Source organism: Stenotrophomonas sp. YIM B13575, from assembly GCF_042787595.1.
Classification (GTDB): domain Bacteria; phylum Pseudomonadota; class Gammaproteobacteria; order Xanthomonadales; family Xanthomonadaceae; genus Stenotrophomonas; species Stenotrophomonas lactitubi_B.
Genome location: NZ_JBHZOP010000005.1, coordinates 1 through 20,051, shown reverse-complemented (window position 1 = coordinate 20,051; position 20,051 = coordinate 1). Strand labels below are relative to the sequence as shown.

19 protein-coding genes are annotated in these 20,051 nt (G+C 67.2%); 11 read left to right on the top strand and 8 right to left on the bottom strand.

The annotated features are described in order from the left end of the window. The first annotated feature begins 5 nt into the window (after nt 1–5). Nucleotides 6–935: a DUF1684 domain-containing protein gene (locus tag ACFX4F_RS00895; RefSeq protein ID WP_380651305.1), complete on the top strand. Its 930-nt coding sequence runs from the start codon at nt 6–8 to the stop codon at nt 933–935. Nucleotides 936–937: 2 nt separating this feature from the next. After that, nucleotides 938–1,876: a TraB/GumN family protein gene (locus ACFX4F_RS00890; protein WP_380651302.1), complete on the top strand. Its 939-nt coding sequence runs from the start codon at nt 938–940 to the stop codon at nt 1,874–1,876. 81 nt (nt 1,877–1,957) lie between these two features. Here the strand turns inward: ACFX4F_RS00890 and phaR are convergent, their stop codons facing one another. The 3 genes from phaR to gluQRS all read right to left on the bottom strand — a co-directional run bounded on the left by phaR (nt 1,958) and on the right by gluQRS (nt 4,361). Then, the gene (gene phaR / locus ACFX4F_RS00885) at nt 1,958–2,503 is read right to left on the bottom strand and encodes a polyhydroxyalkanoate synthesis repressor PhaR (RefSeq protein WP_108265878.1); all 546 of its coding nucleotides are present in this window, start codon (nt 2,501–2,503) and stop codon (nt 1,958–1,960) included. Between the two features lie 179 nt (nt 2,504–2,682). After that, nucleotides 2,683–3,423: an acetoacetyl-CoA reductase gene (gene phbB / locus ACFX4F_RS00880; RefSeq protein WP_380651299.1), complete on the bottom strand. Its 741-nt coding sequence runs from the start codon at nt 3,421–3,423 to the stop codon at nt 2,683–2,685. Nucleotides 3,424–3,440: 17 nt separating this feature from the next. Continuing rightward, nucleotides 3,441–4,361 (bottom strand): tRNA glutamyl-Q(34) synthetase GluQRS, encoded by a 921-nt coding sequence (gene gluQRS / locus ACFX4F_RS00875; RefSeq protein WP_380651296.1) that lies wholly within the window; start codon nt 4,359–4,361, stop codon nt 3,441–3,443. 93 nt (nt 4,362–4,454) lie between these two features. Here gluQRS and htpX point away from each other — a divergent pair, with 93 nt between their 5' ends. Then, nucleotides 4,455–5,321 (top strand): protease HtpX, encoded by an 867-nt coding sequence (gene htpX / locus ACFX4F_RS00870; RefSeq protein ID WP_180166374.1) that lies wholly within the window; start codon nt 4,455–4,457, stop codon nt 5,319–5,321. A 668-nt stretch (nt 5,322–5,989) separates the two neighbouring features. Here htpX and ACFX4F_RS00865 read toward each other — a convergent pair. After that, nucleotides 5,990–6,817 carry an inositol monophosphatase family protein gene (locus ACFX4F_RS00865; RefSeq protein ID WP_089236240.1) on the bottom strand — a complete coding sequence of 276 codons (828 nt, stop codon included), beginning with the start codon at nt 6,815–6,817 and terminating at the stop codon, nt 5,990–5,992. Nucleotides 6,818–6,937: 120 nt separating this feature from the next. On the opposite strand from ACFX4F_RS00865, the gene ACFX4F_RS00860 reads away from it, so the two are divergent. Continuing rightward, nucleotides 6,938–7,708: an RNA methyltransferase gene (locus ACFX4F_RS00860; RefSeq protein ID WP_099821218.1), complete on the top strand. Its 771-nt coding sequence runs from the start codon at nt 6,938–6,940 to the stop codon at nt 7,706–7,708. A 413-nt stretch (nt 7,709–8,121) separates the two neighbouring features. Further along, nucleotides 8,122–10,248 (top strand): bifunctional diguanylate cyclase/phosphodiesterase, encoded by a 2,127-nt coding sequence (locus ACFX4F_RS00855; RefSeq protein ID WP_099821217.1) that lies wholly within the window; start codon nt 8,122–8,124, stop codon nt 10,246–10,248. Between the two features lie 69 nt (nt 10,249–10,317). Here the strand turns inward: ACFX4F_RS00855 and epmB are convergent, their stop codons facing one another. Next, nucleotides 10,318–11,358: an EF-P beta-lysylation protein EpmB gene (gene epmB, locus ACFX4F_RS00850; RefSeq protein WP_380651290.1), complete on the bottom strand. Its 1,041-nt coding sequence runs from the start codon at nt 11,356–11,358 to the stop codon at nt 10,318–10,320. 97 nt (nt 11,359–11,455) lie between these two features. Here epmB and efp point away from each other — a divergent pair, with 97 nt between their 5' ends. The 5 genes from efp (at nt 11,456) to ACFX4F_RS00825 (ending at nt 15,736) form a co-directional block, all read left to right on the top strand. Next, nucleotides 11,456–12,022, top strand: a complete 567-nt coding sequence (gene efp / locus ACFX4F_RS00845; RefSeq protein WP_006379771.1) for an elongation factor P — start codon at nt 11,456–11,458, stop codon at nt 12,020–12,022. A gap of 219 nt (nt 12,023–12,241) precedes the next feature. Continuing rightward, entirely contained in the window at nt 12,242–13,585 is a 1,344-nt protein-coding gene (locus ACFX4F_RS00840; RefSeq protein WP_380651287.1) for a TRZ/ATZ family hydrolase, read from the top strand. Nucleotides 13,586–13,611: 26 nt separating this feature from the next. Beyond that, a complete protein-coding gene (ubiG, locus tag ACFX4F_RS00835; RefSeq protein ID WP_380651284.1) occupies nt 13,612–14,328 on the top strand; it encodes a bifunctional 2-polyprenyl-6-hydroxyphenol methylase/3-demethylubiquinol 3-O-methyltransferase UbiG in 717 nt (238 codons plus the stop codon). Beyond that, a complete protein-coding gene (locus tag ACFX4F_RS00830; RefSeq protein ID WP_380651281.1) occupies nt 14,325–15,020 on the top strand; it encodes a phosphoglycolate phosphatase in 696 nt (231 codons plus the stop codon). Before ubiG ends, ACFX4F_RS00830 begins: the two co-directional genes overlap by 4 nt. Before the next feature lie 11 nt (nt 15,021–15,031). Further along, a complete protein-coding gene (locus tag ACFX4F_RS00825) occupies nt 15,032–15,736 on the top strand; it encodes a squalene/phytoene synthase family protein (protein WP_380651278.1) in 705 nt (234 codons plus the stop codon). Between the two features lie 165 nt (nt 15,737–15,901). Here ACFX4F_RS00825 and ACFX4F_RS00820 read toward each other — a convergent pair whose 3' ends face one another. The 3 genes from ACFX4F_RS00820 to yidD are packed head-to-tail and all read right to left on the bottom strand — an operon-like array spanning nt 15,902 to nt 18,352. After that, entirely contained in the window at nt 15,902–16,750 is an 849-nt protein-coding gene (locus ACFX4F_RS00820) for a M23 family metallopeptidase (protein ID WP_380651275.1), read from the bottom strand. Next, on the bottom strand, nt 16,750–18,096 hold the full coding sequence (locus ACFX4F_RS00815; RefSeq protein WP_380651272.1) for a dihydroorotase: 1,347 nt from the start codon (nt 18,094–18,096) through the stop codon (nt 16,750–16,752). Before ACFX4F_RS00815 ends, ACFX4F_RS00820 begins: the two co-directional genes overlap by 1 nt. A 1-nt stretch (nt 18,097) precedes the next feature. Next, the gene (gene yidD / locus ACFX4F_RS00810; protein WP_014037867.1) at nt 18,098–18,352 is read right to left on the bottom strand and encodes a membrane protein insertion efficiency factor YidD; all 255 of its coding nucleotides are present in this window, start codon (nt 18,350–18,352) and stop codon (nt 18,098–18,100) included. Nucleotides 18,353–18,625: 273 nt separating this feature from the next. Here yidD and dksA point away from each other — a divergent pair, with 273 nt between their 5' ends. After that, nucleotides 18,626–19,846 (top strand): RNA polymerase-binding protein DksA, encoded by a 1,221-nt coding sequence (gene dksA / locus ACFX4F_RS00805; protein WP_380651269.1) that lies wholly within the window; start codon nt 18,626–18,628, stop codon nt 19,844–19,846. The last annotated feature ends 205 nt before the right edge of the window (nt 19,847–20,051 follow it).

The window sequence follows — 20,051 nt, the reverse complement described above, 5'->3', positions numbered from 1 at the left end:
CACCGATGCGACTTTGGAGAACGGGCGGCCTGCTGGCGGCCCTGTTGCTGGCGGCCTGCAGCCCGGCGCCGACGCCGGCACCGGCCGCGGTTGAGGATCCGGCCTTCGCCGCGCAGCAACAGCAATGGCGGGTGCTGCGTTACCAGGACCTGACCCGGCCCGATGGCTGGACCGCGCTGGTCGGCCTGCACTGGTTGCAGAACCGGTCGCACTTCGTCGGCAGCGGTGCCACCAGCGGCATCCGCCTGGCGGTGGGGCCGGCCAAGCTGGGGCTGTTGCGGCGTGAAGGCGACCAGTGGTGGTTCACGCCGGAATCCGGCACCGATGTCACCCTCGATGGAGAGCCGGTGCGCGGGCGCGTGCGCATGGATACCGACAAGGATCCGCAGCCGACCCTGCTGGCCTTCGATGGCGGCAAGGGCCAGCTCAGCCTGATCCGTCGTGGCGCGCGCGATGCGCTGCGGGTCAAGCACGCCGATGCACCCGCACGCCGCGATTTCGCCGGCCTGCAGTACTGGCCCGGTGGTCCGCAATGGCAGGTGCAGGCACGTTTCATCGCGCATCCGCCAGGCAAGACCCTGCCGATCGTGGACATCACCGGCCTGACCACCGAGATGCCCAACGCCGGTGCGGTGGAATTCGATCGCGACGGCCGCAGCTGGCGGCTGGAAGCGATCGGCGAGCCGGGGCAGCCGCTGTTCCTGATCTTCGCCGACCGCACCAGTGGCCACGGCAGCTATCCTGCTGGCCGCTATCTGGATACCGATGCGCCCACCGCCGATGGCCACGTGATGATCGACTTCAACCACGCCCACAACCCGCCGTGCGCGTTCACCGCCTATGCAACCTGCCCGCTGGCGCCGCCGGAAAACCGCTTGGACCTGCGCGTGGAAGCGGGCGAGAAGGCGTATCACCTGCCTGAAGGAGAGGGCTGAACATGTTGATGAAACTGTTGTTGCGCAGTGCCGTTTTTCTCGTTGCCTGCGCCGCTGGCCCGTTGGCCATCGCGCGCGATGCGCCGGCCGAAGCCACGGCGGGCAAGCCGCCGGTGCCGCTGCTGTGGAAGGTCACCGGGCAGGGAGATGCGCGCCTGTACCTGCTGGGTTCCTTCCATCTGTTGAAGCCACAGGACTATCCGCTGTCGAGCGACGTCGAGCAGGCATTCGAAGCCTCGCAGCGCGTGCTGTTCGAAGTGACGCCGGAGGAACTGCAGTCGCCGCAGATGGCCAGCCAGATGGTGCAGGTGGCTACCCGCAAGGATGGCAGCGAACTCAAGCGTGACCTGGATGCGCCGACCTGGCAGAAGCTGCAGGCCTATGCGACGCAGAACAAACTGCCACTGGCGCAGCTGCAGGGCATGAAGGCGTGGTTCGTCGGCCTGACCATCACCGTGGGCCAGATGCAGAAGCTGGGCCTGGACCCGGAGCTGGGGCTGGACCGTCACTTCATGCAGCGGGCGCAGAAGGCCGGCAAGAAGACTGCAGGCCTGGAAGACATGTCCAGCCAGATCAACCTGCTCGATGGCATGAGCGTGCAGGAGCAGCGGCAGATGCTGTCCGAGGCGCTGGACGAAGCAGGCAAGGGCGATGCCCAGGCGCAGATGCTGCATGAGGCCTGGCGCCGCGGCGATGATCGCCTGTTGTGGAACCGGATGGGCGTGGAGATGCGCCAGAAGTATCCGCAGCTCTACCAGCGCATCAATACCGACCGCAACGATGCATGGTTGCCCAAGCTGCAGCCTTACCTGCAGGCCGGGCAGGGCGGCACGCTGGTGGTGGTGGGCGGCCTGCACCTGCTGGGCAACGATGGCGTGGTGGAGAAGCTGCGCGCGAAGGGCTACAAGGTCGAGCGTGTCTGCAAGGGCTGCAGGAAGTAGATCCACGCCACGCGTGGGGCATTCAAAACAAAACGGCGCGCCCATGGCGCGCCGTTTTCGTATCAGCCGGGGCGGGTCGCCTCAGCGGCGGGTCTTGCCGCCGGTACCCGTGCCGCCGGTCGGCTCGCTCGGCTTGCCGGCCGTGCCGGTGCCGGTGCCCGTTCCGGTGCCACCCGGACGCGGACCACCGAAACCACTGCCCATGTTGCGCTGGAATTCCTGCCACAGCTCCAGGTTGCGCTCGGTCAGCTGGTTCATCATCGCCCACGGCGTCTGCCCCAGCAGGTTGCCCATCTGCTGACGGAACTGCTGCTGCTGGTCGAGGAATACCTGCATGCTGCGCTCCAGGTAGTTGCCCATGAAGCCCTGCAGGGAATCGCCGTAGAAGCGGATCAGCTGGCTCAGCAGCTGGGTGGAGAGCATCGGTTCACCGTCCTGCTCCTGGTCGGCGATGATCTGCAGCAGGACCGATCGGGTCAGGTCGTCGCCGCTCTTGGCGTCGCGGACTTCGAAGTCTTCGCCGTCGAGGATCAGCTGGCGCACGTCCTCGATGGTGATGTAGCTGGAGATCTCGGTGTCGTACAGACGGCGGTTCGGATACTTCTTGATGATGCGGGTCGCAGCCATGAAGCGGTACTCGTCACAGTAGACGCGCAGCATGGCGCAGTGCAGCAGCGGTTGCAACCGCCCCAGCCCCCGCCAGGCTTGGCTTTCCGTGCCCGGAATGTTGCGCAACAAGGCTTTGCGTGCTGCGCAGCATGACCAACGGCAGGGTGCAGCGCCGGGCCCTCAGGCCCTGGCGCCGTCTACCAGCCCATGTGGTGGCCGCCGTTGATGTCCAGGTTGCTGCCGGTGATCCACGAGGCCTCTTCGGCCACCAGGAAGGACACGCCATAGGCGATTTCTTCCGGCTTGCCCAGGCGCCCGGTGGGGATGTCGGCGATGATCTTGGCGCGCACTTCCTCGGGCACCGCCATCACCATGTCGGTGGCCACATAGCCGGGCGAGATGGTGTTCACGGTGATGCCGAAGCCTGCGTTCTCGCGCGCAAGCGAGATGGTGAAGCCATGCATGCCGGCCTTGGCGGCGGCGTAGTTGGCCTGGCCATACTGGCCCTTCAGGCCGTTGATCGAGCTGATCTGGATGACCCGGCCCCAGCCGCGTCGACGCATGCCTTCGATGACCGGGCGGGTGACGTTGAACACCGAATTGAGGTTGGTGTTGATCACATCGTGCCACTGCTCCGCGCGCATGCGGTGGAAGGTGGTGTCGCGGGTGATGCCGGCGTTGTTGACCAGGATCTCGACCGGGCCCAGTTCGGCCTCGACCGCATGGATCAGGGCTTCGGCGCTGGCGGAGTCGGAGACATCGCCCGGGAAGATCGACACCTGGTAGCCGCGTTCGGTCATCGCCTGCTGCCAGGCGCGGGCCTTGGCTTCGTCACGGTAGTTGGTGGCGACGCGGTGGCCCTGGTCGGCCAGGCGTTGGCAGATGGCGGTACCGATGCCGCCGGTTCCGCCGGTGACCAGTGCGACGCGAGATGTCATGGAAAGCTGTCCGGATATCAGGTGGGGGAAGGGGGATTCTGCAACATCGGCGCGGAAAGTGCGCCCGCCGGCAGCAGGATGTCCGCGGGTGGCAGCAGGCCGGGGTCGAAGCTGCGCTGGGCGGTGGCCAACAGCGCATCGCGATCGTCGATGCCTTCCAGTGCGGTGTTCGGCTGGCCCAGCAGTTCCCACAACCGGCGCAGCACCGGTACCGGCTCGCGGGCCTCCACCGGCAGCGCGGCCAGTGACTTGGACAGTTTGTGGCCCGCTGCATCCAGCAGCAGCGGCAGATGCCAGTAGCGCGGCGTTGACAGGCCCAGCGCCTGCTGCAGCAGGATCTGCCGGGCGGTGGAATCGAGCAGGTCGGCGCCACGCACGACCTCGTCCACGCCCTGCGCGGCATCGTCGACCACCACTGCCAGCTGGTAGGCCCAGCAGCCGTCGGCGCGGCGCAATACGAAGTCGCCCACCTCGGCATGGACATCCTGTTGTTGCCGGCCGCGCAGGCCATCCTCGAAATGCACCACGCTGCCCGCAGGTACCCGGAAGCGGACGGCCGGGTCCGCTCGTGGCTGCCGCGCAACGCAGTGGTGATGGATGCCGCCATTGGCGGCCAGATCGCTGCGGCTGCAGTGGCAGACAAACGCGTGGCCATCGGCCAGCAGGCGGTCCAGCGCAGTCTGATAAGCGTCGCCGCGCGCGCTTTGCCAGATCACCGGCCCGTCGTGGGCCAGGCCGAACGCGGCCAGGGTCTGCAGTTGCGCCTGTGCCGCGCCGGCCACCGTGCGGGGTGGGTCGACGTCCTCGATGCGCAACCGCCACAGGCCGCCGTGCTGGCGTGCGAGCAGCCAGCTGCCGAAGGCGGCAAGCAGGGAGCCGGGATGCAGCAGGCCGGTGGGTGAGGGCGCGAAACGGCCGCAGGGAAGGTTGGAGGTCATGCAGGCTGAATCGTCGGTCAGGTTGGCGCTTGAATTCAAGCTGACCGCACCGCAAATTGACGGATATCAACCCCTTCCAAGCCGGAATTTCCCATGTTTACCCGCATTGCCCTGTTCCTGGCGACCAATCTCGCGGTCCTGATCCTCGCCAGCATCGTGATGTCGCTGCTGGGGGTCAATTCGAACCAGATGAGTGGCCTGCTGGTCATGGCCGCGATCTTCGGTTTCGGTGGCTCCCTCATCTCGCTGCTGCTGTCCAAGTGGATGGCCAAGCGCTCCACCGGTGCGGTGGTGATCACCGAGCCGCGCAACCAGACCGAGCGCTGGCTGCTGGCCACCGTCGAGCGCCAGGCCAAGGCGGCCGGTATCGGCATGCCGGAAGTGGCGGTGTATGACGGCCCGGAGATCAACGCGTTCGCCACCGGTGCGAACCGCAACAACGCGCTGGTGGCGGTGTCCACCGGCCTGCTGCACAACATGAGCGAGGACGAAGCCGAAGCCGTGCTCGGCCACGAGATCGCCCACGTCGCCAACGGTGACATGATCACCATGGCGTTGCTGCAGGGCGTGCTGAATACCTTCGTGATCGTGCTGGCCCGCGTGGTCGGCGGCGTGATCGACAGCGCTCTGTCGGGCAACCGCGAAGGCGGCGGCCGTGGCTTTGCCTACTACATCATCGTATTCGTGCTGGAGATGGTGTTCGGCCTGTTCGCCACGATGATCTCGATGTGGTTCTCGCGCCACCGTGAGTTCCGTGCAGATGCTGGCGGCGCATCGCTGGCGGGTCGTCAGAAGATGATCTCGGCGCTGGAGCGACTGCAGCTCAACCACGGCCAGAGCACCTTGCCGACGCAGATCGCCGCGTTCGGTATTGCCGGCTCGACCGCGAAGAAGCTGTTCATGAGCCACCCGCCGCTGGAAGAGCGCATTGCCGCGCTGCGGGCGTCGACCGCGGCGTAAGCTCTGGCTTCCGATGGAGATGCAGGAACGCCTGGCCTCGCGCCGGGCGTTTTTGTTTGCGGGGATGCATTGCTGGCGCCGGGCTCGCCCGGCGGCTCGTTTCCGCGACCGCGGGGAGGTGTCACTTTCTTTGCTCGTGCAAAGAAAGTAACCAAAGAAACACGCCGCCAGTCCGCGAGCCGTCGTGCTTCGCACGTCGGTTCCCTGCGCTCCTCAGTCCGTCGAGGGACGGTGCGGGAACTCGCTGCGCTCAGACACCCGCACCTCTTCGCCCTCGCCGGACCTGCGGTGCTCGGCTCGCTTGAAGGCGGACTGGAAGGTCAAGATCAACGGCAAAAGCATCCACGCATGGCGTGGATCTACTGGTGCAGCTGTGGCATTTGATCTTGAGTCCGCCTTGAGCGAGCCGAGCATCGCAGGGGAATCAGGGGCGAAGAGGCGCCGGTGTCTGAGCGCAGCGAGTTCGGCGCCGTCCCCTGATTCGCCGAGAAGCGCAGGGTACCGGCGCGTAGCGACGGCTCGTGGCTGGCGGAGCGTTTCTTTGGTTACTTTCTTTGCGCGCAAAGAAAGTGACAACCCTCCGCGGTCGCGGAAACGAATCTCCGGGCGCACAAACGAAAACGGCACCTTCGCTGGTGCCGTCTCCATGAACCGCTTTACGCAGAAAATCAGAACTTCGCGTCGAACTCGGCGGCGTAGCCCGTGTTCACCAGCACCTTCTGCAGCGACTCGGCCACCTTCAGGTTGCCGGCCACGATCTGCTGGGTGTCCGGGCCGCGGTTGTCCATGCGGGCCGGGGTCGCGCCCTTGAAGTCGCAGACCTTGCCACCGGCCTCGCGCACCAGCAGCACGCCGGCGGCGATGTCCCAGGCCTTCACGCCGGCCTCGAAGTAGGCGTCGGCGCGGCCACAGGCCACATAGGCCAGGTCCAGCGCGGCCGAACCCGAGCGGCGGATGTCCTCGGCGTGCACCAGCAGGGCGTCCACCGACTTCAGCTGTGCACTGGCGCGTGCGCGCTCGCGCGGGGCGAAACCGGTGTGGATCATGGTGCCTTCCAGATCCTTGCGGTCGGCCACGCGGATACGACGGTCGTTGAGCACGGCGCCGGCACCACGGCTGGCGGTGAACAGTTCATTGCGCAGCGGATCGAAGATCACCGCGTCGGTCGGCTCGCCGTTCTCGACCAGGGCGATCGACACGCAGTAGTGCGGCACGCCGCGCAGGTAGTTGCTGGTGCCGTCCAGCGGGTCGATGACCCACATGTGGCGACGCTCGCTCTGCACGCCACCTTCTTCACCGAAGATGCCGTACTCGGGGTAAGCGCGCTTGAGTTCCTTGACGATCACCTTTTCCGCGTCCGCATCGACTTCGCTGGCGTAGTCCATGCGGCCCTTCTGGACTACATTCAGTGCCTCGAGCTTGTTGATGTTGCGCAAGAGGACGTTGCCGGCGAGGCGGGCGGCCTTGACCATGACGGTTACGGCGGGTTTCTGCATGGCATGGGCTCCCGGAAGGGCAGAAGAGAAGGGCTGGCGGGGGAAAAGAGCGGGTCCGGCGCAGTGGCCGGCCGCACAGTTTACCATTGGTCTTCGTCCAGCTCGACATTTTCCCTGTTCATGTCCCAGTTTCCTGCCGCTACCCGCCTCCGATTCGTCCTGGTCGGGACCCAACACCCCGGCAACATGGGGGCCGCCGCCCGTGCCCTGAAGACCATGGGCCTGGCCCGCCTGGTCCTGGTGGCGCCGGAGAAGCCGCTTGATGAGGAGGCCTTCCGGCGCTCGGCCGGCGCCGAAGACGTGCTCGGCGACGCACCGGTGGTGGCCACCCTGGCCGAAGCCGTTGCCGACTGCCGGTTCGTGCTGGGCTGCACCGCACGTGCGCGCCGGGTCCAGCTGGAGGAGTTCCTGCCGGCAGATGCCGCCGCCCGCGCCGTGGCCAAGGCCAGCGAAGGCGCCGAGGTGGCGCTGGTGTTCGGCCGTGAGCGCACCGGCCTGACCAACGAGGAGCTGCAGCTGTGCCACGCCGCAGTGCACATTCCGTCCGACCCGGAGTTCAGCTCGCTCAACCTGGCCGCTGCGGTGCAGGTGCTGGCCTATGAAGTGCGCATGCAGCTGCTGGGTGCACAGCCGGTGGCCGCGACCGGGCCGGACAGTCGCGAGCAGACGGCCAGCCACGATCAGATGGAGAGCTTCTTCGCCCAGTTGGGTGAGACCCTGGACGAGATCGATTTCCACAAAGGCCGCGCGCCTGATTCGGCGATGCGCAAGCTGCGCCGCCTGTTCCTGCGCAGCGAGCCCAGCGAGCAGGAAGTGCGTCTGCTGCGCGGCATCCTGGCCGATACCCAGCGCATGGCGCGCCTGGCGCAGAAGAACAGCAAGGACAGCTGACGACGGTCTCATTTTTTCGGGTAGTCTGTCCGGATACCCCGGGGGGATGATGCTTGTGTCGGGTCTGCGTAGGGCAATGCAGGGGGAACTGCTGAGCCTGGCCTTGGCCCTGCTGGCCGGGACGGCGCATGCTGCGCCGGTTCTACAGTGGGGGCGTTGGGCAGCGAAGAGGGGCAACTCGCGATGACGCAGGATCATGCGCCTGGCCGTGTGGGCTGGCAGGTGGCCGGGCCGGCGCCGACGGTGTCCGGCCGTGCGTCCGGCGTGCAGCCGCGTGTCGTCTGTCGCCGACGGGTGCAGAGTGCGTTGCAGAGGGTGTTGGGGGCTTCCGGTTTCCGCCGCGTCGTTGCGCATGCGCAGCCGTGGTTGGATGAATTGAAACAAAGGTCGACGCGCGTGCGGATGGAAGTGGAATGAAGTTGCTCGGCTCCGGGATGCAGGCCCGATTCCTGCTGGCGATGGGCGGGGCTATGCTGGTGGTGGTGGCGATCCTGGCCGTGCTGCTGGGGCGTCAGGCGGCGATGCAGGGCGAGGTGAGGTCGCTCAGCAACGGCGTCATCCACGAACTGTTCGACCGCAGCGTGCGCAGTCGTGGCGAGGCCATGGTGCGCGAGCTGTCCGATGCGCTTGCCGGTCCGCTTCACAAGAACGATCTGGACCAGGTCGGGGCGTTGGTGCGCAGCATTTCGCGGCAGCCGGTGGTGCGCTACGTACTGGTGTTCGACGACCGTGGACGGTTGGTCCACGACGGCTCGGCCGGGGTGCCCGATGCCGGACGGCCGATGGCCGATCCGCTGGCCGCCGGGGCGATCGCCGCGCAGTCGCTGGTGGTGCAGCAGTCGCCCACGGTGCTCGACAACGCGATGCCGATCAGGATGGGCAAGCAGCGCATCGGTGGTGTCCGCGTCGGCATGGCCCTGGACGAAGTGCTGCAGCGTGAGCAGGCAGCCAATGCGACCCTCGGTGAGCGGCTGCAGCAGATGGGAAGCCGGCATCTGGGCTGGCTGCTGCTGATGCTGGGCCTGCTGGTGGTGATCGGCGTGGTGGTGATCCTGTACGTGCAGCGCACGCTGGTGGCGCCGATCCGCGAGCTGGCCGCGGCCGCCCGGCGCATCGAGGCGGGTGACTACCAGGCGCCGCTGCGCGAAAACACCCGCGACGACGAGGTGGGTGAACTGGTGCGTGGCTTTGCCCGCATGCGTGATGCGATTGCCCGCCATGACCGCGAAGTGCGGCGCATGGCCTACACCGACGCGTTGACCGGGCTCACCAACCGGCTGGCATTCCGCGAGGCGCTGGACCACCGGTTGATGGCCGCACGTGCGTCCAATCACCGGCTGGGCCTGCTGTTCGCCGATATCGATGATTTCAAGCGGGTCAATGACACGCTGGGCCATGAGGCCGGCGACGAGGCATTGCTGCAGTTTGCCCAGCGCATCGGCCGTGCCGTGACCGAGGCGGGCGGCGACGACGCGGTGCTGGCGCGGTTCGGCGGCGATGAATTCGTGATCCTGGTTGGCGATGGCGATGTCGCAGCCAATGCGCGGTTGCTGGCCGAAGTGCTGGTGCGCGAGCTGGGCAAGCCGCTGGTGGTGCAGGGCAGGGAGCTGTTCCTGGGCACTTCGATCGGCGTGACCCTGTTCCCCGACGATGCCGCCGATGCCACGACGCTGCTGAAGAACGGCGACATCGCCATGTACCAGGCGAAGATGGCCGGCAAGAACTGTTATCGCTATTACAGCCGGGCCATGGATCACGCGGTCGAGCGCCGCGTGCACATGGAACAGGAGCTGCGCGGTGCCTGGGAGCGCGGCGAGCTGCGGTTGGCCTACCAGCCGATCTTCCGCATGCGCGACCGTCGCATGGTCGGCGTGGAAGTGCTGCTGCGCTGGCAGCACCCGACGCTGGGCACGATCCCGCCATCGGTGTTCATCGAGGTGGCCGAGCAGAGTGGCCTGATCGAGATCATCGGCCCGAAGGTGCTGCGTGCCGCCTGCATGGAAGCCGTGCAGTGGCCGCGGGGCGTGGCCGGTGACGAGCTGTTCGTTTCGGTCAACGTGTCGCCACGGCAGTTGCGCGGCGGTGAGCTGCCGGCGTTGGTCGCGCAGTGCCTGCAGGAGTCGGGTCTACCGGCCTCGCGCCTGCACCTGGAGCTGACCGAGACGGCGGTGATCGGCGATGAGATGCTGGCCGCACAGCTGCTGGACCGTCTGCACCGGGCGGGGGTGAAGGTGTGGCTGGACGACTTCGGTACCGGCTTCTCCGGTCTCAGCCACCTGCGCCAGGTACCGGTGGACGGGGTCAAGATCGACAAGAGCTTCGTCGCCGACATGCAGCGCGACCCGGACGATCTGGCCCTGACCACGGCGATCATCGCCATGGCCCATGCCCTGGGCATCACGGTGGTGGCCGAGGGTATCGAGCAGGAGGCGCAGTTCGAGCTGCTGGCCCAGCGTGGTTGCGACCTCGGTCAGGGCTATCGCTTGAGCCACCCGGTCACTGCCACCGAGGTGGTGCGGATGATCGAATCGGGCGCGTGACAGTAGATCCACGCCATGCGTGGATGGGCGTTCCTGGCAGAAGCATCCACGCATGGCGTGGATCTACTGTTACACCGGGCGCTTGCTCGGGTCGCCGGGCAGCTCGCGGACCAGCTTGGGCACCAGATAGCCGGACAGCCGCGCAGTGAGGCCGGCAATCAGGGCCTTGGCCTGGACGTCGTCCACTTCGAAATGGGCCACGCCCTCGACCCGATCCAACTGGTGCAGGTAATAGGGCAGCACGCCGGCGGCGAAGCTGCGCTCGCTCAGGTCCTGCAGCGCCTGCACGCTGTCGTTGACTCCGCGCAGCAGCACCGCCTGGTTCAGCAGCTGCGCGCCGATGCCGCGCAGGCGGGCCATCGCGGTATCGACACTGGCATCGAATTCATTGGCGTGGTTGGCGTGGACCACGATCGCCAGTGGCCATGGCAGGCTGCCCAGCCACGCCAGCAGTTCGTCATCGACCCGCTCGGGCAGCACGATCGGCAGGCGCGTATGGATGCGCAGCCGGCGGATATGCGCGATGCCGCGCAGTGCATCGGTCAGCTCGGCCAGCTTGTGGGTCGCAAGCGACAGCGGGTCGCCGCCGGACAGGATCACCTCATCGATGTCCGGGTCTGCAGCGATGGCCTCCACTGCCTCCTGCCATCCCCCCTTGGCGGCATTTTCGGCGCCATAGTCGAAATGCCGGCGGAAACAGTAGCGGCAGTTGATCGCGCAGCTGCCGGTGGCCACCAGCAGGGCGCGACCGCGGTACTTCTGGATGACCCCGGTGGCCTTCTTTGCTGCACCGTCGCCCACCGCATCGAAGCTGAACCCGGGGGCCGGGCGCATCTCGGCATCGATCGGCAGCACCTGCCGCAGCAGCGGATCGTGGGCATCGCCACGGCGCATGCGCGCGACGAAACCCTCCGGCACGCGCAGCGCGAACTGGGCGATGGCGGCCTCGGATACGCCCAGTGCTGCGGCATCCAGATCCAGCCGGGCCAGCAGCGCCTGCGGGTCGCGCAGGGCCTGCCGCCACAGCTGCTGCCAGCGCGCGGGCGCCGCTGGCGACTGGGTCCGGGGGAAGGCGGAAAGCTGCATGGAGAGGGGGCCTGCGGTTATCATGGACACATAAACAGTTGCCCGCCGGGGTTCCGGTGGGCTTTCCATTCTATCCGGCTCGCCGCACGCGCGGCGGTTTCGCCATTTGAGGAGCTTGAGCATGGCCACTGCGGGCATGAACGATGTCAAGAACGGGATGAAGATCCTGGTCAACAATGAACCGGCCGTCATCTCCGAGACCGAGTTCATCAAGCCGGGCAAGGGCCAGGCCTTCACCCGCGTGCGCTATCGCTTCATCAAGTCGGGCCGCACGGTCGAAATGACCATGAAGGCGACCGACGACGTGGAAGTGGCCGATGTGGTCGATACCAACATGGACTACATGTACAGCGACGGCGAGTACTGGCACTTCATGGACCCGGAAACCTTCGAGCAGGTGCAGGCCGACAAGGCCGGCATGGGCGGCGCCGAGAAGTGGCTGAAGGGCGAAGAATCCTGCATCGTCACCCTGTTCAATGGCTCCCCGATCTTCGTGCAGCCGCCGAACTTCGTCGAACTGAAGATCACCGAGACCGACCCGGGCGTCCGTGGCGACACCTCGGGCGGCGGCGGCAAGCCGGCCACCCTGGAAACCGGTGCCGTGGTGCGCGTGCCGCTGTTCGTCAACCAGGATGAAATCATCAAGGTCGACACCCGTTCGGGCGAGTACTCCTCACGCGTGAAGTAATCCGGGTACGCGCCGGCGCATTCGCGCTGGCGCTCCCACGATCCGCCATGCGGATCGTGGGCCCCCGCTCACCAGCACCCACACCCCGCCGCTTCGCGGCCGCCCCTGACTCAGGGGCTTGCCTTCCAGAAGCCCAGCGGTAGCCGTTTGACCGGTGATCAGTCGCCAGGTCGGAGCCAAGGCTACGTACGGTCCTTCCCCCATAGCCAGTGAGCCCGCATGAGCGATAGCCCGCACCTCCCCGAAGCCTGCGATCTGCTGATCGAAGCCGGTTATGTCGTTCCGATCGAGCCGCATGCGGTGGTGCTGGAAGACCATGCCGTCGCCGTGCGTGGCAGTGAGATCGTGGCCATCCTGCCGCGTGCCGAAGCGCGTGCGCGCTTCCGCGCCACCCAGGTGGTCAGCCGCCCCGATGCGGCGCTGATGCCGGGCCTGGTCAACGCACATACGCACAACCCGATGACCCTGCTGCGCGGCGTCGCCGACGACCTGCCGCTGATGACCTGGCTGCAGCAGCACATCTGGCCGGTGGAAGCGGCGGTGATCGGCCCCGAGTTCGTGGCCGACGGCACCACCCTGGCCATCGCCGAGATGCTGCGTGGCGGCACCACCTGCGCCAACGAGAACTATTTCTTCGGTGACGTGCAGGCCGCCGTCTACAAAAAGCACGGCTTCCGCGCGCTGGTCGGCGCGGTGATCATCGATTTCCCCACCGCCTGGGCCAAGACCGACGACGAGTACTTCGCCAAGGCCGGTGAACTGCATGACCAGTGGCGCACCGACCCGCTGATCGGCACCGCGTTCGCACCGCATGCGCCGTACACCGTCAACGATGCCAATTTCGAGCGGGTGCGGATGCTGTCCGACCAGCTCGACATGCAGGTGCACCTGCATACCCATGAAACCGCGCAGGAAATCACCGATTCGATCAAGCTGCACGGCCAGCGTCCGCTGGCGCGGCTGGATCGCCTCGGCCTGGTCAACGACCGCCTGATCGCGGTGCACATGACCCAGCTGACCGAGGCCGAGATCCACCTGTGCGCCGAGCGCGGAGTCAGCGTGGTGCATTGCCCGGAATCGAACCTGAAACTGGCCTCCGGTTTCTGCCCGGCCTGCGCCCTGCAGCGCGCCGGCGTGAACCTGGCCATTGGCACCGACGGCTGCGCCAGCAACAACGACCTGGACATGTTCAGCGAGAACCGCACCGCGGCGATCCTGGCCAAGGCCGTGGCCGACGACGCCACCGCGCTGGACGCGGCGACCACGTTGCGCGCGTCCACGCTGGGTGGCGCCCGCGCGCTGGGCTTCGGCGAGCGCATCGGCTCGATCGAGGTCGGCAAACAGGCCGACCTGGTCTGCGTCGACCTGTCCGCGCTGGAGACCCAGCCGCTGCACAACGTGCTGTCGCAGCTGGTGTACGCCACCGGCCGCCAGCAGGTCAGCGACGTCTGGATCGCCGGCAAGCCCAAGCTGGTGCAGCGTGAGCTGGTCGGCATGGACCTGCCGGGCATCATCGCCAACGCGCGCCAGTGGCGCGAGCGCATCCGTCATATCCGCGCCTGAGTACAGGCGCCGCAAGGACAACCGTCATGACTGCCCCCCACGCTTCTTCCAATTTCGATCAGGCCGAGCTGGACAAGTTCGCCGCGCTGGCCAACCGCTGGTGGGACGCCGATGGCCCGCAGAAGCCGCTGCACGCGCTGAATCCGGTGCGCCTGCAGTACGTTGCCGACCGCGCGCCGCTGCGTGGTGCGCGCGTGCTCGACATCGGTTGCGGTGGCGGGCTGCTGAGTGAAGCGCTGGCCCAGGCCGGTGCCGAGGTGACCGCCATCGACCTGGCGCCGGAGCTGGTCAAGGTCGCGCGCCTGCACGCACTGGAAAGTGGTGTCAGCGTCGACTACCGGGTGCAGGCCGCCGAAGACCTTGCCGCCGAACAGCCGGGCAGCTTCGACGTGGTGACCTGCATGGAAATGCTCGAGCACGTCCCCGATCCGGGCGCGATCATCGAGGCCTGCAAGCGTCTGCTGAAGCCGGGCGGCCATCTGTTCCTGTCCACCATCAACCGCACGGCCGCGGCCTTTGCAGTGGCCATTGTCGGTGCCGAGTACGTGGCGCGGCTGCTGCCCAAGGGCACCCACCACTACCAGGAATTCATCAAGCCGGCCGAGCTGGCGCGCTGGCTGCGCGAAGCCGACCTGCCGCTGGCCGATGTCAGCGGCATGGCCTACGAGCCTTGGCGCAACCGCGCCCGCCTGAGCAGCCGTACCGACATCAATTACCTGGCCCACGCGGTCAAGGCGCCGTGACCGCCGCAGCATTTCCGCGTGCGGTGCTGTTCGACCTGGACGGGACCCTGCTGGACAGCGCACCGGATTTCGTCGCCACGCTTGACGTGATGCTGGCCGAGCGTGGCCGCGCACCGATCGATCCGGCGCAGTTGCGTCCGGTGGTGTCGAAGGGCTCGCGGGCGATGGTATCGGCCGCGTTTCCAGAACTGGACGCGGCCGCGCGCGATGCGCTGATTCCGGAATTCCTGCAGCGCTACGAAGCCTCGATCGGCCAGCACGCCGTGTTGTTCGACGGCGTCGCCGGCATGCTCGATGCGCTGGACGCGGCCGGCACGGTGTGGGGCATCGTCACCAACAAGCCCGAGTACCTGGCGCGGCTGATCGTGCCGCAGTACGGCTGGCAGCGGCGCTGCGCGGTGCTGGTTGGTGGTGACACCCTGGCCGAGCGCAAGCCGCATCCGTTGCCGCTGCTGCACGCCGCGCAGCTGATCGGCATCGCAGCGGAAGACTGCGTGTATGTCGGCGACGATGAGCGCGACATCGTCGCTGCGCGTGCCGCCGGCATGCCGTCGGTGGCGGCACTGTGGGGCTACCGCCTGCACAGCGATGACCCGTTGGCCTGGCAGGCCGATGTGCTGGTCGAGAACGCCGAACTCCTGCAACTGGCCAGCCTCTGGCCGACCCGGCCGGCGACCCCGGCCCAGCCGTAAGGAACAACGTAGTGAGCAGTACCGCGCTGGACAGTTTCCTCGACAAGTGGCGCAGCCGCTGGCCGGAATGGTCGGTGGCTGAGCCGTTCGTGGCCGAACCGCAGCGCCCTGTGGCGCTGGCGTGGTTCGCGCTGCTGCAGGAATTCGACGACATGCTCAACACCAGTGGCGACCCGCTGCCGGCCGACGCCAAGCTGGCCTGGTGGGGCGAGGAACTGCGCAGCTGGGCCGCGCAGCGTTCGCGGCATCCGCTGGGACGCGTGCTGGAGCCGGTGCGGGCACCGTGGGCGCAGCTGGCCGAGGCGCTGCCGGATCTGGTCGAGGCGCGCACTGTCGCGCTGGACGCTGCCGCTGCCGAGCGCGCACTGGGCAACTATGCCGAAGCAGTGGCTGCGGTCGAAGCGGTGGTGTTTGCCGACTCGCCGCGCAAGGGCGCCGGCCGTGCAGTGCTGCTGCAGACCCTGGCCCAGCGCCTGCAGGACGCTGGCGTGGCCGGCGTGCCGCGCAGCCTGCTGGACGAGGACGCCGGCAATGCCGCACAGCGTTGGGCGCAGCAGCTGCTGAAAGGGTGGGGCGCCCGTGTGCCCGGTCCGCGCGCGCGCCGCGTGTGGTCGAGCCTGGCGCGTGCCCGCCTGGCGGCGCAGGCCGCAGGCAAGCCGATTGAAGCGACGCCGGTGCGCACGTTGCTGCGCGTGTGGTGGGCCGCGCGCGGCTGAACGATTGGCCGCTGCGCTCGCCGGGCATGGCCCGGCGCTACCGCGCATGGGTGATTGCATGCTGTCTGTAGAGCCGAGCCTATGCTCGGCTATTCATGGCCAACAGCAGCCGAGCGTGGGCTCGGCTCTACGGCAGCGGCCCACCACCGCAACGGGCGATGGGCGTTACTTCCGTTCCAGCACCAGCAGCGGGTCGATGCGGGTGTCGAACCAGTTCATGCCCCAGTGCAGATGCGGGCCGGTGGCACGGCCGGTCGCGCCGACGGCGGCGATCACCTGGCCCTGTTCGACGCGATCACCGACCTTCACGTCGATGCGCGACAGGTGCAGGAAGTTCGAACTGACGCCGAAGCCATGGTCGAGCAGCAAGGTACCGCCGGTCAGATACAGATCCGGGCCTGCGAAGGTGACGATACCCGCAGCCGGTGCTTTCACCGGGGTACCGGTCGGCACCGCGATGTCCATGCCGGAGTGACCGGCACCGGGCTGGCCGTTGTACACACGCGCATTGCCGAAGCGGCCGCTGATGCGACCCTGCACCGGCCAGATGAAGGTCTGGGTGAAATCGGTGCGGTTGTCGTCGCGTGCGCGCGCCGCGGTGACCTGCGCCTGCTCGCGCTTGATCCGCTCGGCGATGGCTGGTGGCGGATTGACCGTCTTCGGCGGCACGCCGTTGACCCGCTCGGTGGGCCAGTCGCGCGGGGTCACGTTGATGGCGGCCGTCTCGCTGCTGCCATCCGGTCGGCGGATCTGCACCTGCAGCGGGCCTTTCTCATCGCGACCGATGCCGAACACCACGCTGCCGTAGCTGCTCACGCGCAGGTCGCGACCTGCGTAGCGCACGCTGCTGCCTGCGGGAACCTTGCCGATCACCAGCGCGCCCTGCGACGCGCTGGCCGGGAACACCACGCGGCTGTCGATCAGGTCGCCGATGCCGTCCTGCGCCTGTGCCGACGGTGCGGGGAACAGGGGCGCCGCCAGCAGCAGCGCCCCGAACATGAGTGCCGAACGCATCAGCGGTCGTAGGTCATGCGCTGGCCGGCGGGCTGACCCACCAGCTTGCTGCCGTCCCACACCAGCTGGCCGTTGACCCAGGTGGAAGCGATGCGCGATTGGAACGTGGTGCCTTCGAACGGCGACCAGCCGCACTTGGACAGCACGTCCTCGCGCTTGACCGTGAACGCGACGTCTTCCACCAGCACCAGGTCGGCGAAGTAGCCTTCGCGCAGGAAGCCACGCTCTTCCACGTCGAACAGCTGGGCGGGAGCATGGGCGAATTTCTGCACCACCTGCTCGCGGGTCAGTTTGCCTTCGTGCACGCGTTCCAGCGCGGCGACCAGCGCGTACTGCACCAGCGGCAGGCCGGACGGCGCCTGCGCATAGGGCTTCTGCTTCTCTTCCCAGGTATGCGGGGCGTGGTCGGTGGCCAGGACATCCAGCACGTCGTCGGCCAATGCGGCGGTGATCGCCTCGCGATCGGCCACGTCCTTGATCGCCGGATTGCACTTGATCAGGTTGCCCTTGGTCGCGTAGTCCGGGCGGGCGAAGTGCAGGAAATGCACGCAGGTCTCGGCGGTGATCTGCTTGCGGCTGCCGTCGGCGCGGATCAGCGGGCCCTTCTCGAACAGCGCCAGTTCGTCGGCGGTGGAGATGTGCAGCACGTGCAGGCGGGTGCCGTGCTTGCGCGCCAGCGACATGGCCAGCCGCGTCGACTTGATGCAGGCTTCGCGCGAACGGATGTCCGGGTGCATCTCCGGGGTCAGTGCGTCGCCGTACTTTTCCTGGAAGGCCTTCAGGTTGGCATCGATCATCGGCGTGTCTTCGCAGTGCGTGATGATCGGGGTCGGGCACTCGCGGAAGATCGCATCCAGGGTTTCCGGGTTGTCGACCAGCATGTTGCCGGTGGATGCACCCATGAACACCTTCACGCCCGGCGCCTTCTTCGGGTCGAGCGCGCGGATGGCCTCCAGGTTGTCGTTGCTGGCCCCGTGGTAGAACCCGTAGTTGGCCCAGGCACGGCCGCGCGCCAGCTCGTACTTGGCTTCAAGAATGGTCGAGTCGAGTGTCGGCGGGTTGGTGTTGGGCATGTCCATGAAGCTGGTCAGGCCGCCGGCCACGGCCGCAGCCGACTCGCTGGCGATGTCACCCTTGTGGGTCAGGCCCGGTTCGCGGAAATGCACCTGGTCGTCGATCATCCCGGGCAGCAGCCAGCGCCCGGCTGCATCCACCACCTGTTCGCCATCACGCGGGGTCAACCCCTTGCCGATCTGCGCGATGCGGTCGTTCTCGATGCGCAGGTCGCCTTCGAAGGTGCGGCCTTCGTTGACCAGGCGGGCGTTGGTGATGAGCGTGGAGGACATGTCAGTGTTTTCCTGTGCAACGGCAAGAAGGGGCGTTGGGAGATTCGGGCACTGGATCGAAGCCGCCGGGATGGAACGGATGGCAGCGGCCCAGCCGTCGCGCCGCCAGCCAGCTGCCGCGCAGCGGGCCGTGCCGGGAGATGGCGTCCATGGCGTATTCAGAGCAGCTCGGCACGAAACGGCAGCGAGGCCCCAGCAGCGGGCTGATGAAGCGCTTGTAGAAGCGCAGCAGGGCGATGAGCAGGCGCGAGATCACTCAGTCATCTTAAGCCAGTTGGCATGAAGGCCGCATTTGTGCAGGATGGGCCGTTGGTCGCATGTCGTAGATGGCCTGCGACCGCTATCGGCACCCCTCCAGGTGCCGGACAGGTTCCGTACCGCGCAAGGCGGTCCGTGTTCGTCGGACCGCACCTTGGACCCGTTGACTCCTGGACTGAATGGAGCGGGCCCCCAAGGTTGCTGCTGCGGGTCGGGTAGGCTATAAAGGCCCGCTTTCCCGGGCCCCGGGGAATCCAAGGAAGAGCGTTTCGTGGCTGCTAAAAAAACTGCAAAGAAGGCCGTCAAGGCCGCCAAGAAAACCGCCAAGCCTGTTGTGAAGAAGTTGGCGGCCAAGCCCGTTGCCAAGAAGCCGGCCAGCAAGCCGGTGACCAAGGCGGCATCCTCACAACCGGCGGCCAGGAAGGCCACCGCAAAGAAAGCGCCGGCCAAGTCCGGCAAGCCGGCAGTGGCGAAGAAACCCGCTGCGCCGGTCAAGGCCAAACCTGTCGCTGCCAGCAAGAAGGCACCGGCGGTGAAGAAGGTTGCCAGCAAGGCTGCGCCGGTGAAGAAGGCCGCTGCCAAGCCGGCGCCGAAGAAGGCAGCAGCCAAGCCGGCGCCGAAGGCGGTGGTGAAGAAGGTTGCCGCCGCGCCTGCTGCGAAGCCGGCAGCCAAGAAGGTGGCGCCTGCCAAGCCGGCACCTGCCGCCAAGGCTGCCAAGAATGTCGCCGCGCCGGCTGCCAAGCCGACGCCGGCCCCTGTAGTGAAGTCCGCACCGAAGCCAGCTGCGAAGCCGGCCCCGGCCAAGTCTGTCCCGGCCAAGACCGCGGCAGTGGCAGCAGCCAAACCGGCCTCCAAGCCGGCCCCGGCCGCCGCTTCTGCAGCATCGACCGCCCCGCAATCCAAGAATCCCGTGCCCGTTTCGAAATCGCCTGCTAAAACCGCCGTGAAATCCGATTCCGCTCCGAAGACCGTGACCCGCCCCGTGGGCAAGGTCGCTGTGGCCGTCGCCGCCCGTTCGTCGGCACCCGCGCCGCGCAGCAAGTACAAGGTCGTCGAATACAAGACCGACGAGGCCACTGGCCGCCCGATCCTGCCCGCAGGCTACAAGCCGGCCTCGGACGAGGAGTACATGAGCCCGCTGCAGCAGGAGTACTTCCGCCAGCGCCTGCAGAACTGGCGCGCCGATCTGGTGGAAGAGTCCAAGCAGACCATCGAGAACCTGCGTGAGGAAGTGCGTGACATCGGCGATGAAGCCGAGCGCGCGACCCGCGAGACCGAGAACTCGCTGGAACTGCGCACCCGTGACCGTTACCGCAAGCTGATCGGCAAGATCGACAGCACCCTCAAGCGCCTGGAAGCGGGCGATTACGGGTACTGCGTGGACACCGGTGAAGAAATCGGCCTGGAGCGCCTCGAAGCGCGCCTGACCGCCGAGCGCACCATCGACGCCCAGGAGCGTTGGGAGCACCTGCAGAAGCAGCAGGGCGACTGATTCCGGTTCGTTGTGATGTCATGCGAAAAGCCCGGCTTCGGCCGGGTTTTTTGTTGGGTTCGAGTTGGCTGTGTAGAGCAGCGCCTTCCGGGTATCGGGGGGAGCCTGCGGGTGGGGCCGGGCAGGACACGCTGCAAGTACATCCTTGTAAGCTCGGTCGCGCCATCCATGGCGCGAACGGTCCTGCCCGGCCCCACACGCAGGC